This window comes from Acinetobacter sp. ANC 3903 (assembly GCF_002135315.1).
In the GTDB taxonomy this organism is placed as follows: domain Bacteria; phylum Pseudomonadota; class Gammaproteobacteria; order Pseudomonadales; family Moraxellaceae; genus Acinetobacter.
In genome coordinates, this window is record NZ_NEGA01000023.1 from 1 (window position 1) to 13,345 (window position 13,345).

The window sequence follows — 13,345 nt, forward strand, 5'->3', positions numbered from 1 at the left end:
AAGTTATGGTGCAAGCACCACAACTCCGCTCGACTTGCATGTGTTAAGCCTGCCGCCAGCGTTCAATCTGAGCCATGATCAAACTCTTCAGTTTAAAATCAATAGTGCTTTATTCAAAACACCAAATCTGGCTCATCAATTTTCTGACATTAATTTCTCAAATAAACTTCGAGTCATTTCTACCATCAATCAATGAAAATAATTTCGATCAATCAACCAGTAAAAATCCACACAAGTTGTTCTTCATAATCTCTTAATGATCTTCTTGCTCTTCGTCAGAGACAAGTTTTAACGCAATAGCATCTCAACAACTTAACCTGTTCAGCTAAGTTCGTTTGCTGTATCGCGTCGGGATGAGCTCATTATAGGGCAATTTCGTACCCGTGCAAGTGCTTTTAACTGATTGTTTTATTGAGTGTTGTATTTTTGCGCACCATATTGGATCAATTTTATTCTATTTTAAATATAAATATTTAATTTTAAAGCAGAAATATGAATAAAATATTTCTGCTTTATTTTTTCTTACTTTTTCTCAGCTGCTGCTTTAATGCTCACACTAACAATTTTTACTGCCTGCTTGGGTACATTTTGATGCATTCCAAAGTTTGCCGTCGGTACTTGAGTGATTTTATCAACCACATCCATACCTTTAGTCACTTTACCAAACACCGCATAACCCGCATTCATCTGGCTTCTGTTTAAAAAGTCATTGTCTACCGTATTAATAAAGAACTGGCTGGTTGCAGAATTAGGATTGTTGGTTCGAGCCATGGCCAAAGTGCCACGCGCATTCTTTACACCATTATAAGATTCATTCTGAATTGGTGCTTTAGTCTGCTTCTCGACCATGTTGGCATCCATTCCTCCACCCTGAATCATAAAGCCAGGAATGACGCGGTGAAAAACAGTGCCGTTATAAAAGTTATCTTTTATATAAGCTTCGAAATTCTTTACCGAAATAGGAGCCTTATCGTTAAACAGCTCTATTTCTATATTACCCATTGAAGTTTTCATTTCTACCAGGGTATTTGCAGCCATCACTTGCAAACTCATACCAGCAGCAGCGATAGCGAATAAGGTTTGTTTTAACATTTCTTTACTCTTCTACGTCAAGTTGTAATTGTGAATGTCTATATATTAATCTTTCAATATAAATATAACAGTCTCTCTTTTTGAGATAAAACGAGAATTACAATGAGTGACGAATTAAACACGACTTCTTTTCCTCTTTATCCGCCCTGGCATTTACATGGTGACGCGTTTATTTTGAATTACTGGCTAACCCCAAACTTTATTGATCAGCATCGGGCTTTTTATATTGCTCCTTCTCCGATTGGTCGCGTGGTACAGGTCATATTGGTGCGTTATCATGATTCTCCTGTGGGCCCGTATGATGAATTGCTGATCTTGGATCATCCTTTAATCAGTAAAAGACGCTTATCTTCCATTCCTAAAATTTATGTTTCTACCGAAGCTTCTATGCTCAATGGTCAACATTTTTGGGGAATTCCAAAACAGCTGGCTCAATTTGAATGGCTGATCAATGATGATGTGGTGTATTGCAATGTACGCTTTGAACAGCAAGAAATGAGTTTGTGCTTGCAGAAATATAAACATGGTCAAACTTTTTATATTAATAGTCATCATTTGCCAGCACGGCTGCTCAACATTCAACAAGCCTGGCAAGGCTTACGCTATCAATTCACGCCACAATTTCGCGGCAAACTGAGTAAATTAAAACAAGCCAGCTGGAAAAACACTCAGGGCATTTTCCCTGATTTTTCTCAAGCCCGCTATTTACACAGCTTTTATGTGCCAGAATTTAGCCTCACCTTACCTAAAGCCAAAATTGAGAAAAAATAAAAAAGTGTTTCACGTGAAACACTTTTATCCAGATCAATACCCAGCTTAAAAAATTAAGCGTGTTTATCCCAAAACTTTCTATAATTTTTACTGATTTCAATAAAATACTTTTTAGCTCGATAAGAAATGGGGGTTAGATTGACAAAACCATGTGCTTGATCGGGATATTCTTGATAATGCACCTTCACGCCGCGATGGCGTAACTTGTGAGCGTAAATTTCCCCTTCATCATGTAATACATCATGACCGGCAGTAACCACAAATGCAGGTGCTAATTTTTCATGCTTACCATACGTAGGGGAAATAAGTGGATCATCCAATTCAACCTGATGGGTATTTGCATAATAGTGCGTCACAAAATCAACATCTTCCCCGGTAAGCACCAAGCCGTCTTTATAAGCATAAAAGGATGGATGACGGCTTTTAAAATCTACAGCCGGATAAAGCAGTAACTGCGCTTGCGGTGCATATATTTTATGGGCACTGCGCTGTGCAACCACCGCCGAGATATTACCACCGGCACTATCCCCTGCTACCGATATTCTATTCTTTAAGATTTTCAGCTGTCTTCGGTTTTGATATACCCATGCCAGCGCATCTTCACAGGTCTGGATCATTTTCATTGGACTGTTTTCAGGTGCCAAAGGATAATCTACGCTCAGAACCTGTACTTTGGCATGCACAGCAAGTAAACGGCACACTTCATCATGCGAATCCAGACTTCCCATCACAAAAGCACCGCCATGGTAAAACACTACCATCGGCAGCTTTTTACTGGGAGCTGGATTGTAATGCCGCGCAAATATGGTGCCACTGTGTAAAGGTAAACGTAAATCTTCGACCCGTTTCACCGGTGTGGGTTTAGCCTTGATAGACTGTATTTGCAGATCAAAATTTTTACGGGCTTGAATAAGATCTTCAGTGACAAAACCACTATTGCCCCGCTTTAACTGGGCCGCCATCATGCACTGCACGAGTGGATCAAGCTCAGGATATTGATGAGGATATCTTAAAATTTTAACTAGAGATTTTTGTGCAAAGCGAGGCAAGCGATCCAAGGTGCGTGCAGCTGTGCCTTGTCCTTTTTCTAACACAGCCTGTAGAGTTCGATTAAAAGCAACCATAAACGCACCTTCCTTTTATTTTAATCTTCACATTTTCTACATGATCAAGCCAATAGGTGACCATAATCTTATATAAGTCTAGTCATCTGTATACACAGTAAAAACATTCATACGCTAATCTTCTTTTTATACTTTGTCATTGACAATTTCCACGTATATTTGGGAGTGTTTTGCTACTCCTTACTACAAAAAGGATAAATGTTATGGCTAAAAGACTGATCATGCTCTCATTAGCAACAACATTTTTAGCGGTGGGATGTGTCGCATTTCCGGAGAATGGTGGCTATTACGATGGCCGTTATGATGATCGCTATGACCCTCGTTATGATCGGGGTTATGGCACAAGTTATGATGATCGCTATGCTCGTGAGCGAGACCGTCAACGCTGGGAATATCAACAGCAACAAAACCGCTTGGAACTAGAGCGTAGAAAACGTGAGCTTGAGCGTCGCCAATGGGAACAGAACCGGCAACAACAATCTGATTGGGAACGCAGAAGACGTGAACAACAGCGTTTATTAGAACAACGTAAAAGAGTGGCTGAACAGAATCATAAAAGTCCGTCTGACTGGGACCGTAAAAACCATGAAATTGACCGGCAGCGTTTAGAACAGCAGCGCAATAGAGCGAATGTACAGCCTAACCCTAGAGTACAACAGCAACATCAAACACAAGAAAAACGCTGGGATGACCGCCATCGAGAGACCAATCGACAGCAACGTCATCGTCGCGACCATTAACCGGTTTTTTCTCATAAATGCCCTTTCTAAAAAGGGCATTATTTATATAAATGACCAAGTCAAAATGTTGAATAGCTCAACTTATTTTTTATTAAAGAACCAACCCAATTTAAATCTTCTTTTATCTCTGAGTGTTTTTATTTAAAAAATGAGAGAAATACCATCGCGCAATCAAAGCATGAGATCAGTTTGGGTAAGTTATTTAATTTAAGGCAAAAAAAAAAAGCTTATCCGGAGGTCGGATAAGCTTAGAAAACACATTTCTTAAATACCAAGAAGAAACTACAGCGATAGAATCTGGGTTAAATAATAAGCATCTGAAGCATTTTTGTAAAATATATTATTTATTTAATATTGATCGTTTTTAAGTCTAAGTTATACATTCAGGATTTGCATTTGGCGATGATCTTCCCCTGACCCTTTTATATTTCTACTTTATCCAAGCTTTTTCCTACTTTGTTTTGGATCGCTCGCTTACTACCTTATAAATAGCATGTGTAGACAAGACGATAGCTGCGCAACCTGGGTCAATCTGAACTGCTCGGCTTAACCAAGGATAAATTCCAGTATTCACCAGCGATCGCATCACAATTTTGCACTCTATTTTAGAAAAAATAACGCTTTTTAATAATTTTAATCAAATTAAACAGATTTAATTAGTTGTCTCGCTTGAATTTTTAGCGTCTGCCCCGAACTCTTGTATTAATCATGAATATTATCACTCATGGCAGTTCAGGATTAACGCAGTTAGCACTGAGGCCAAAAGGACTGACATGTTTAAAAACCCATTCAAACGGAGTAAATCTATGGCAACTGAGCAAAATCAAGATGCTCAAGATCTAGGGCAAGAGCAAGCTGAGCAGCAAACAGCAGAAACTCAAGCTGAAACAGAGCAAGTCGATGTTTCAGTTGAAGATTTACAAAATCAAATCACCAAGCTGGAAGAAAGTTTAAAACTTGAAAAAGCACGTACAGCCAATGCGGTCTATGAAGCACAAAAAAGTGTAGAACGCATTCAACGTGATGCTGAAAAGCATAAAGAAACGGTGATTGAAAAGTTTGCAAAAGAGTTACTCGACTCTGTCGATAATTTAGAACGTGCCATTCAAGCTGCTGGAGGTATTGAGTCTCCATTACTTGAAGGCGTGGAACTGACGCTGAAATCCCTGCTTAATACACTGGAAAAATTTAACGTTGTAGAAGTCAATATGAGCAACGGTTTCAATGCAGATTTGCATCAGGCAGTCGGTATTGCACCTGATGCTAAAGCCGGTGAAATCGGTACGGTATTGCAAAAAGGTTATACCTTGTCGAACCGTTTACTCCGTCCAGCTATGGTCTTAGTGGGTCAATAAGACAAAGAAATTCGGGAGTTTTTCCATTTTTTTCATTGAAAGAACTTGAAAAATTTTGAATGGCTCTCATATCGGATAACAAGCAAAAAACATTGCAAAAAATAATTTTGAGGAAGCATCCAAATGGCTAAAATCATTGGTATTGACTTAGGTACAACAAACTCTTGTGTTGCAGTACTTGAAGGCGACAAAGTTAAAGTCATCGACAACGCTGAAGGCGCTCGTACAACTCCATCTATTATTGCCTATAAAGATGGCGAAATTCTGGTGGGTCAATCTGCTAAACGTCAAGCAGTCACTAACCCTAAAAATACCTTATTCGCGATCAAACGTTTGATCGGTCGTAAGTACCAAGACCAAGCGGTACAAAAAGATATCGGTTTAGTACCTTATAAAATCATCCAGGCAGACAATGGCGATGCATGGGTAGATGTAAACGATAAAAAATTGGCACCACAACAAGTTTCTGCTGAAATCTTGAAAAAGATGAAAAAAACTGCAGAAGATTACCTAGGTGAAACAGTTACTGAAGCGGTAATTACCGTTCCTGCATACTTCAACGATGCACAACGTCAAGCAACTAAAGATGCAGGTAAAATTGCCGGTCTTGATGTTAAACGTATCATCAACGAACCAACTGCTGCGGCTCTTGCGTTCGGTATGGACAAAAAAGAAGGCGACCGTAAAATCGCGGTTTACGACTTGGGTGGTGGTACTTTTGACGTATCAATCATCGAAATTGCTGACCTGGACGGCGACCAACAAATTGAAGTGTTATCTACTAACGGTGACACCTTCCTGGGTGGTGAAGACTTCGATAACGCGTTAATTGAATACTTGGTTGAAGAATTCAAGAAAGAGCAAAGCGTGAACTTGAAACAAGATCCACTTGCGTTGCAACGTTTGAAAGAAGCTGCGGAAAAAGCAAAAATCGAGCTTTCTTCTTCTAACGCAACTGAAATCAACCTTCCATACATCACTGCTGATGCGACTGGTCCTAAACACTTGGTGATCAACGTAACTCGCTCGAAACTTGAAGGTTTGGTTGCTGATTTAGTTGCTCGTACGATTGAGCCTTGCCGTATTGCACTTAAAGATGCCGGTCTTTCAACTTCAGAGATCTCTGATGTAATCTTGGTCGGTGGTCAGTCTCGTATGCCACTTGTACAACAAAAAGTACAAGAGTTCTTCGGTCGCGAACCACGTAAAGACGTGAACCCGGACGAAGCTGTAGCAATGGGTGCTGCGATTCAAGGTGCGGTATTGTCTGGTGACAAAACTGACGTACTTTTACTTGACGTAACTCCATTGACTCTAGGTATTGAGACTATGGGTGGCGTGTTAACAGCAATCATCGAGAAAAATACCACGATTCCTGCGAAGAAATCTCAAGTGTTCTCTACTGCTGCTGACAACCAGCCTGCTGTAGACATTTCAGTTTACCAAGGTGAACGTAAAATGGCTCAACAAAACAAATTGTTGGGTAACTTCCAATTGGGCGACATTCCACCTGCTCCACGTGGTGTGCCACAAATTGAAGTATCGTTCGACATCAATGCTGACGGTATCTTGAAAGTATCTGCAAAAGACAAGAGCACTGGCAAAGAACAATCAATTCAAATTAAAGCAAACTCAGGTTTGAGCGATGCTGAAATTGAAGCGATGATTAAAGATGCTGAAGCGAATGCTGAAGAAGACCGTAAGTTCGAAGAACTGGCTAAAGCACGTAACGAAGCAGATGCACTTGTTTCTAGCGCGCAAAAAGCAGTGAAAGATCTTGGCGAACAAGTGACTGCAGATGAAAAAACTGCAATCGAAACTGCGGTTTCAGAGCTTGAAGCTGCAACCAAAGAAAATAATGTTGATGACATTAAAGCGAAAACTGAAGCACTTCAAAACATCATTATGCCGATTAGCCAACGTGCTTATGAAGCTGCCCAAGGTGCTCAAGGTGGTGCTGAAGGTTTTGATCCAAATGCATTCCAAGGTGATGCGGGTCAACAGCAAAAAGCTGACGACGGCGTAGTTGATGCTGAGTTCACTGAAGTAAAAGATGACAAAAAATAATTTGTCGCTTTGAAAAAAAGACCGCACTTTGTGCGGTCTTTTTTTGGTTATCTTATAGGCAACAGGATAGATTTTGACTAATATATAATTATATAAATCACTGAAAAATAAAAATATGCAGAATTTTATTAAGCTTCTACTCATTGCTTCTAGCTTTGCAATCATGATGCTCTACCCGATGGGTAATCTGTTTATCGTACTGCCCTCTAGTGTTTTTCTTTCCCCATTTAATTATTTGCAAGCTTTAGGTATAGAGGCTGCCTTTGCTCTTGGTTTTTTAATTTCAACAATAGTATTGCTGATGTTATCGATACCTCAGCGCTACCCTTATGGAAAAGGCTTTATATTATTGGGCTTGGGATTAATCAGCTATATTATTTTCGAGATGTATAAATATGAAGTGAATTTATATGCTTTCAATCATCGAAATGAAAATTCCTACAATGTTAAATATTTAATTGAACTTATTATTTTTTTATTTAATTTTTTAGGTCTAATCTTGGTCTATCATTCTAATTTGCCAAAACAAATTGATCAGTTCAAAAAACAAAAACATAAAGCTTAAGCTGCTAAATTCCCTGAAGTTAACGATGACAAAAAATACTTTATCGCTTTAACTATACTCGAAAGAGTAAAGAAAAAGACCGCACGAAAGCGCGGTTTTTTTATTCTTATTTTTGTCCAATTGTTATACAGTATAGAAAAACAAATATCTTTAAGCTTTTATGCGCTTAGTGCTACTGGGTCTTTTGCTCATCTTTCTGTCCGGCATGACCTATCAAATCCGAAATCATCCCCAAATTCGCTACAACAAGCTATTGGATCGGATTCAGCATCCTTTCGATACACGTCTACGTTACCGGATTGCTGAAGTGGATTCGCGTTTTGGTCTTACTGAACATGAGTTAAAACAGATTAGTCAACAAGCCACTGATATTTGGAAAGATGGCACAGGCCAAGATTATTTTGTCTATGATCCGCAGGCCCGGCTAAGCATTCATTTAATTTACGATCAACGCCAGAACGACTCTGTGCAACGTCGGCAGCAATTAGGGCATATTCAACAAAGCCAACAATTGTGGTCCAATAAAAATCAACAACTGAAACAGTTTAAAGATGAACTAGACCGAAACAATGCCGAGCTTGAAACTAAAAAAAACCAACTAGATTCACAATTAAATCAATATAATCAGCATATTGCCATTATTAATCAAAATGGCGGAATCCCGGCTGCACAACGCGAGCAGATGACCCAGCAACAAAGTCAATTACAACAGCAAATCTTTGTCCTGCAGCAAGAAATTAATATTTATAACCAAAAAATTCAGCAACTCAATCTTCAGGTTGATGAACTTAATCAGCTTAATCAACAGATTGATAGCTCTGTACAAAGCTTTAATCAGCGTTTTCAGCCGCGATTATTTGATAAAGGCTCGTTTAATGGCCAACAAATTAATATTTATGAATTTGAGTCACAAGATGATTTACGTTTAACCCTGGCACATGAATTTGGCCATGCACTCGGACTCAAACATAATCAGGATCCTCAAGCGCTGATGTACCCGCTTATGAAAGAGCAGGATCTGCAAAACTTCAGATTATCCACCGCAGATATTGCCTTATTACAAGCGCGTTAAAGCATGACCGGGATACAATGCAAAAAGCCCTTACTTTTTATAAGCATATGCCTCGCAATACAGCGGTAATAAAGCTGATTTCATGTTATTGTAATACCCGAAATGACAACAGAAAATCTCTGGAGATGCATGTGAGTTACTACCATATTGTTATTGAAGTAAATGATCACATCAGTACGATTGAACAAACTCGTGATATTGAAATTTTTGATATTATTGATATTCAGCCTTATCTCCATTCCATTCTGTTGCCTTATTTCAATGAGCAACTCATTGAACTTGAAGATGAAAATATAGAATTCAAAGATATTCTACATTTACAAGTCAAACAGACGCTGTTGCCTATTCAGGATCTGATTGAAGAAGAACAACGCTTACTTCCAAGTGATACCGATATCACCATGAGTGCTTATGAAATTTTTAATAACCGTGATTTAAGCCAAGATGTGACTACCGTTATTTTTGATATTTTAGAAGCGGCAAAACTAGAAGCTTAATCATTTTACCAGTTTAAAATGGTAGTTCCGCCTACTGACTGGCAATAAAAAGCCCTCCAAAAAGGAGGGCTTTTTTTAAATTTGCTTAAATCGAGAAAGATGAACCACAACCACAAGTTGTTGTTGCATTAGGGTTATGCACGATAAAACGTGAACCTTCCAAACCTTCTACATAATCCACTTCTGAACCGACAAGATATTGATAGCTCAGTGAATCGACCAGCATTTTCACGTCGCCATTGACAAATTCAGCGTCATCTTCATTCATGCTTTCAGCAAAGTTAAAGCCATAAGAGAAACCGGAACAACCGCCACCTGTAACATAAACGCGTAACATTAATTCTTGGTTGCCTTCGCTATCACGCAATTGGCGTACTTTATTCGCAGCATTGTCGGTCAGCACCAGAGCTTGGGCATTCATGTCGGATTCCTCTGTTCAATTCAGGTGTCTTGAAATATAAAAGACCATATATCAAGTATAGCATACCCAATATATGGTCAGTATTTGCAGATTTAAAGTTAAATCAGACTATTTTTCTCAAGATTGTTTGTAGTTTTCATCCTGCAGGCTACATTCAAAATTCTTCGGATCTTCCTTGCAACGGAATTGCCACAGTAATTTCATCATCCGTTTATCATAAACTCCACGTTTGGTTAAATCGACTCGCGACTCGCGCATGAGCTTTTGATAGCCAGACTTATCTGCTTCAGGAATTTGCATCCAGTATTTTTGCGGGATATCAGATTTCATTTTGCCTAAAATACCAAAGGCACGCGGTAACTGGCTTTTCACCCATTCACGTGATTTTTGCCCATACCCTGCCGGAAATTTATCGGGGCGGATAATTACATTACCGGTCACCTGTAAAATAGGATAATTCACAATCGCGCCCTTATTTCCTAAGCCCTTATAGAGTTCTAAAGGTTTAAACACGGCAGCAGGTGCACCAATAATATCAACCTGACCATTGTTAAATTTCGCGCCAAAATTGGTGACATCTGCACTGACAGCCTGTGCCCCAACTTGCTGAACCATAATTTTTTGTGCTTCATCATAATCCAGCACTGCAATTTTTTTACCTGCCGCTTTGGCTACAGTATTAATGCGACGATCATTCACCATTAAAAAAGCATCGCCTACCGGAATAACACCCACCACTTCATATTTGCCATGCACCATATGTTTGGCAAAAGTCGGATTGGCTAAACCCTGCATCACTTTTACAGCCAGTTTTAAATCAGGAATTGCACCAATTGCATCAAGAGACCCGGTAAACTCATTAAACTGACGACCCCGCATACCGGTCACACTAATCCCATCACACTTGCCGGCTTTAAAATCTTCAGCGATGACCGCTTCGTTTTGTCCCACGCGTAATTCAATATCTGCACCCCAGTTTTTGGCGGCCAATTGATAATCTTTCATCAGGGCGAAAACATCACCACTTTTACCGACTAAATCAAATACGCAAATCACTTGTTTGGCTTGAGTAACACTGGTTACGACACACAAACCCAAACCAAGCAGCAGTGTTTTAGACCATGGCATCATGATTTTTTTCTTCCTTGTTTCATTATTTTATTCAATCGGGGATTGAATTGTTTTTGCTTTTTTATTCATCATCCATCACCAGTCCTTAAGACTTGTTGTTTTATTAGACTGATAAAATTTTGCTGTTATTTTTTAAGATTACGCCTTTTTTTACTGACCACAATGGCAAAAATGACAAAATCCAAGCGACAAAAAAGCCTAGATTAAATCTAGGCTTTCTTTTTTAAAATCAAAGTTATTCACCACCAAGTGAACATTCAAAATTGGCTTTATCGACAGAACAGCGTGCCTTTTTCAAAACACCCATCATGCCTGAATCATAAATACCGCGCTTGGTCATATCCATACGGCCTTCACGCAATAATTTTTGATATTTGGTTTTATCTTCTGCAGTTAAGTTCAATTTAAACTTGGCTGGAATATTGGCTTCCAGGCGATTAATCATGGCAAAACTTTTTGGTAAGTTTTTCACAAACCAATCACGTGATTTTTGACCAAAATCTGCAGGGAATTGATCTGGACGGATAACAAAATCTGCAGTCACCTGAAGTACCGGGAAATTGAACATTGCGCCATTTGAACCTAGACCTTTATAAATTTCTAAAGGTTTATAAGCATAGGCAGGTGCACCCACCATATCGACCTGACCATTATTGAATTTAGCGACAAAGTTAGATACGTCAGAAATCACCGCTTGCGCACCAACGCGTTGTACCATAATTTTTTGTGCATCGTCATAACCCAACACAGCAAATTTTTTGCCTGCCGCTTTTTCTATCGAGTTAATATTTTTATCACGCACAAAAATAAATGCGGAACCTAAAGGTGCAATCCCGGCAACTTCATATTTTTTACCGCTTAAATTACTGACCATCTTCGGTGCATTACGTTTATCCAAAGCAAAAGTGATGGCACGCTGAGCAATAGCATTACTTGGTGCACCACCCAAAGCATCAATAGAACCTACAAATTTGTTATATTGACGGGCACGCATTGCAGTCATAAACACGCCGTCACATTTGCCTGCTTTAAAGTCATTATCAGCAACTGCTTCGTCTTGACGTGGAATAAGATTAATTTCCGCGCCCCATCCTTTTGCAGCTAGCGCCCATTCCTGAGCCATTTGAAAAGATTCACCCGATTTACCCAGTAAATCGAATACACATACATCGACTTTAGCGGCTTGCGCTGTACTCGCTAGGCCTACAGCAGCCAATGTAGCGAATGCAAAAATTGTTTTTTTCATTATTTCTGTCCTTTTAGAATCTTGTTGTTTGACGAGTATCCGTTCACGCCACAAATATTAAGCAAGTTCATTCTAAAAAAATAGAGCATTTACTCCAATTAATTACGACTCAAATGCCAATTGGTTTTTATCTTTTAATATTCATATTAAAAATCATAGTCTTATTTAATAACCATTTTTACGTATAACTTATGAAATTTGAGCTATTTTACAAATTAACACATAACAATCGATTTATTCGCCACTCAATGAACACTCAAAGTTGGTGCGCTCTACTGTACAACGGGCTTTTTTAAGTACGCTCATCATGGTCGGTTCGTAAATGCCCTGTTTAGTCAGATCTAAACGTCCATCTCGCAGTAATTTTTGATACTTGTCATGATCTTCCTTGGTTAAATTTATTTTATATTTTGCAGGAATACCTGCTTCCAGGCGGCGTACCATGGCAAAACTTTTCGGTAATAACTGTACAAACCAGCTACGCGACTGCTCTGCAAAACCTTCAGGAAATTTCTCCGGACGAATAATTAAATCTGCAGTCACGTTGACCACTGGAAAATTAATCATTGCCCCTGTAGAACCTAAACCCTTATAAATTTCTAACGGCTTAAAGGCATAGGCCGGTGCAGCAATCATGTCGACTTCACCATTGTTGAATTTTTTCACGAAATTAGAAATATCGGCCATTACCGGTACTGCACCAATACGCTGTACAGTAATTTTTTGTGCCTGATCGTAATGCAAAATGGCAAACTTTTTACCTTTGGTCTTCTCTATAGAGTTAATTGATTTATCACGTACAAAAAGATAGGCAGTTCCAATTTGCCCAATCCCTGCTACCTCATATTTTTCATTGCCAATGGTACTAACAAGCCGTTTTTTATTGCGTTTATCCAGCACAAAAGAAATGGCTTTTTGCGCAATCTGATTACTGGGAACACCACCTAATGCATCAATTGAACCGGCAAATTTGTTATAGGCACGGGCGCGCATTGAAGTCATGTAAAAAGCATCGCAAACACCCGCCTTAAAATCTTTTTCTATTTTTGCTTCATCTTGATACGGCATTAAATTGACCTCAGCACCCCAGTTTTTACTGGCCAAAGCCCATTCTTCAACTAATTTATAGGACTCGCCTGCTTTACCTAACAGGTCAAATACACAGATATTTTGTTTTGCCTGAGCCAAACTGGAAAAACTCAAAAGCATGAGTGCAGATAAAATAAAAGTCCTTTTTTTCATGATGTACCTTATTCTTTTTTCG

At 39.0% G+C, this 13,345-nt stretch carries 13 protein-coding genes and 1 rRNA gene; 7 read left to right on the forward strand and 7 right to left on the reverse strand.

Annotation, left to right across the window (positions count from 1 at the left end; all coding sequences use genetic code 11):
• Together B9T29_RS15040 and B9T29_RS15045 are read right to left on the reverse strand one after the other, a co-directional pair.
• Positions 1 to 94: ribosomal RNA gene (locus B9T29_RS15040) — 16S ribosomal RNA — on the reverse strand; the annotation flags it as partial.
• A 428-nt stretch (positions 95 to 522) separates the two neighbouring features.
• A complete protein-coding gene (locus tag B9T29_RS15045; protein WP_086176698.1) occupies positions 523 to 1,092 on the reverse strand; it encodes a peptidylprolyl isomerase in 570 nt (189 codons plus the stop codon).
• A gap of 102 nt (positions 1,093 to 1,194) precedes the next feature.
• On the opposite strand from B9T29_RS15045, the gene B9T29_RS15050 reads away from it, so the two are divergent.
• A complete protein-coding gene (locus B9T29_RS15050; RefSeq protein WP_086176699.1) occupies positions 1,195 to 1,863 on the forward strand; it encodes an acetoacetate decarboxylase family protein in 669 nt (222 codons plus the stop codon).
• A 53-nt stretch (positions 1,864 to 1,916) separates the two neighbouring features.
• On the opposite strand, the gene B9T29_RS15055 is transcribed toward B9T29_RS15050, so the two are convergent.
• Positions 1,917 to 2,987 carry an alpha/beta hydrolase gene (locus B9T29_RS15055; RefSeq protein WP_086176700.1) on the reverse strand — a complete coding sequence of 357 codons (1,071 nt, stop codon included), beginning with the start codon at positions 2,985 to 2,987 and terminating at the stop codon, positions 1,917 to 1,919.
• Between the two features lie 203 nt (positions 2,988 to 3,190).
• On the opposite strand from B9T29_RS15055, the gene B9T29_RS15060 reads away from it, so the two are divergent.
• The 6 genes from B9T29_RS15060 to B9T29_RS15085 all read left to right on the forward strand — a co-directional run bounded on the left by B9T29_RS15060 (position 3,191) and on the right by B9T29_RS15085 (position 9,283).
• Positions 3,191 to 3,727 carry a hypothetical protein gene (locus tag B9T29_RS15060; protein WP_086176701.1) on the forward strand — a complete coding sequence of 179 codons (537 nt, stop codon included), beginning with the start codon at positions 3,191 to 3,193 and terminating at the stop codon, positions 3,725 to 3,727.
• Between the two features lie 806 nt (positions 3,728 to 4,533).
• Entirely contained in the window at positions 4,534 to 5,082 is a 549-nt protein-coding gene (grpE, locus tag B9T29_RS15065; RefSeq protein ID WP_086176702.1) for a nucleotide exchange factor GrpE, read from the forward strand.
• Positions 5,083 to 5,205: 123 nt separating this feature from the next.
• A complete protein-coding gene (dnaK, locus tag B9T29_RS15070) occupies positions 5,206 to 7,149 on the forward strand; it encodes a molecular chaperone DnaK (RefSeq protein WP_086176703.1) in 1,944 nt (647 codons plus the stop codon).
• Between the two features lie 163 nt (positions 7,150 to 7,312).
• Entirely contained in the window at positions 7,313 to 7,714 is a 402-nt protein-coding gene (locus B9T29_RS15075; protein ID WP_228146628.1) for a hypothetical protein, read from the forward strand.
• 160 nt (positions 7,715 to 7,874) lie between these two features.
• Complete coding sequence (locus B9T29_RS15080; RefSeq protein WP_086176705.1) at positions 7,875 to 8,786, forward strand: matrixin family metalloprotease; 912 nt, start codon at positions 7,875 to 7,877, stop codon at positions 8,784 to 8,786.
• Between the two features lie 119 nt (positions 8,787 to 8,905).
• Positions 8,906 to 9,283: a hypothetical protein gene (locus B9T29_RS15085; RefSeq protein ID WP_171264070.1), complete on the forward strand. Its 378-nt coding sequence runs from the start codon at positions 8,906 to 8,908 to the stop codon at positions 9,281 to 9,283.
• An 85-nt stretch (positions 9,284 to 9,368) separates the two neighbouring features.
• Here the strand turns inward: B9T29_RS15085 and erpA are convergent, their stop codons facing one another.
• The 4 genes from erpA to B9T29_RS15105 all read right to left on the reverse strand — a co-directional run bounded on the left by erpA (position 9,369) and on the right by B9T29_RS15105 (position 13,323).
• Positions 9,369 to 9,704 (reverse strand): iron-sulfur cluster insertion protein ErpA, encoded by a 336-nt coding sequence (gene erpA, locus B9T29_RS15090; protein ID WP_086176706.1) that lies wholly within the window; start codon positions 9,702 to 9,704, stop codon positions 9,369 to 9,371.
• Positions 9,705 to 9,821: 117 nt separating this feature from the next.
• Positions 9,822 to 10,832, reverse strand: a complete 1,011-nt coding sequence (locus tag B9T29_RS15095; protein ID WP_086176738.1) for a putative solute-binding protein — start codon at positions 10,830 to 10,832, stop codon at positions 9,822 to 9,824.
• 238 nt (positions 10,833 to 11,070) lie between these two features.
• Entirely contained in the window at positions 11,071 to 12,081 is a 1,011-nt protein-coding gene (locus B9T29_RS15100) for a putative solute-binding protein (protein ID WP_086176707.1), read from the reverse strand.
• A 234-nt stretch (positions 12,082 to 12,315) separates the two neighbouring features.
• Positions 12,316 to 13,323, reverse strand: a complete 1,008-nt coding sequence (locus B9T29_RS15105) for a putative solute-binding protein (protein ID WP_086176708.1) — start codon at positions 13,321 to 13,323, stop codon at positions 12,316 to 12,318.
• Positions 13,324 to 13,345: the final 22 nt, after the last annotated feature.

Excerpts from the sequence above, each read along its gene's own strand:
- B9T29_RS15045 (WP_086176698.1), bottom strand. The coding sequence starts at position 1,092 with ATGTTAAAACAAACCTTATTCGCTATCGCTGCTGCTGGTATGAGTTTG.
- B9T29_RS15050 (WP_086176699.1), top strand. The coding sequence starts at position 1,195 with ATGAGTGACGAATTAAACACGACTTCTTTTCCTCTTTATCCGCCCTGG.
- B9T29_RS15055 (WP_086176700.1), bottom strand. The coding sequence starts at position 2,987 with ATGGTTGCTTTTAATCGAACTCTACAGGCTGTGTTAGAAAAAGGACAA.
- B9T29_RS15060 (WP_086176701.1), top strand. The coding sequence starts at position 3,191 with ATGGCTAAAAGACTGATCATGCTCTCATTAGCAACAACATTTTTAGCG.
- grpE (WP_086176702.1), top strand. The coding sequence starts at position 4,534 with ATGGCAACTGAGCAAAATCAAGATGCTCAAGATCTAGGGCAAGAGCAA.
- dnaK (WP_086176703.1), top strand. The coding sequence starts at position 5,206 with ATGGCTAAAATCATTGGTATTGACTTAGGTACAACAAACTCTTGTGTT.
- B9T29_RS15075 (WP_228146628.1), top strand. The coding sequence starts at position 7,313 with ATGATGCTCTACCCGATGGGTAATCTGTTTATCGTACTGCCCTCTAGT.
- B9T29_RS15080 (WP_086176705.1), top strand. The coding sequence starts at position 7,875 with ATGCGCTTAGTGCTACTGGGTCTTTTGCTCATCTTTCTGTCCGGCATG.
- erpA (WP_086176706.1), bottom strand. The coding sequence starts at position 9,704 with ATGAATGCCCAAGCTCTGGTGCTGACCGACAATGCTGCGAATAAAGTA.
- B9T29_RS15095 (WP_086176738.1), bottom strand. The coding sequence starts at position 10,832 with ATGCCATGGTCTAAAACACTGCTGCTTGGTTTGGGTTTGTGTGTCGTA.
- B9T29_RS15100 (WP_086176707.1), bottom strand. The coding sequence starts at position 12,081 with ATGAAAAAAACAATTTTTGCATTCGCTACATTGGCTGCTGTAGGCCTA.
- B9T29_RS15105 (WP_086176708.1), bottom strand. The coding sequence starts at position 13,323 with ATGAAAAAAAGGACTTTTATTTTATCTGCACTCATGCTTTTGAGTTTT.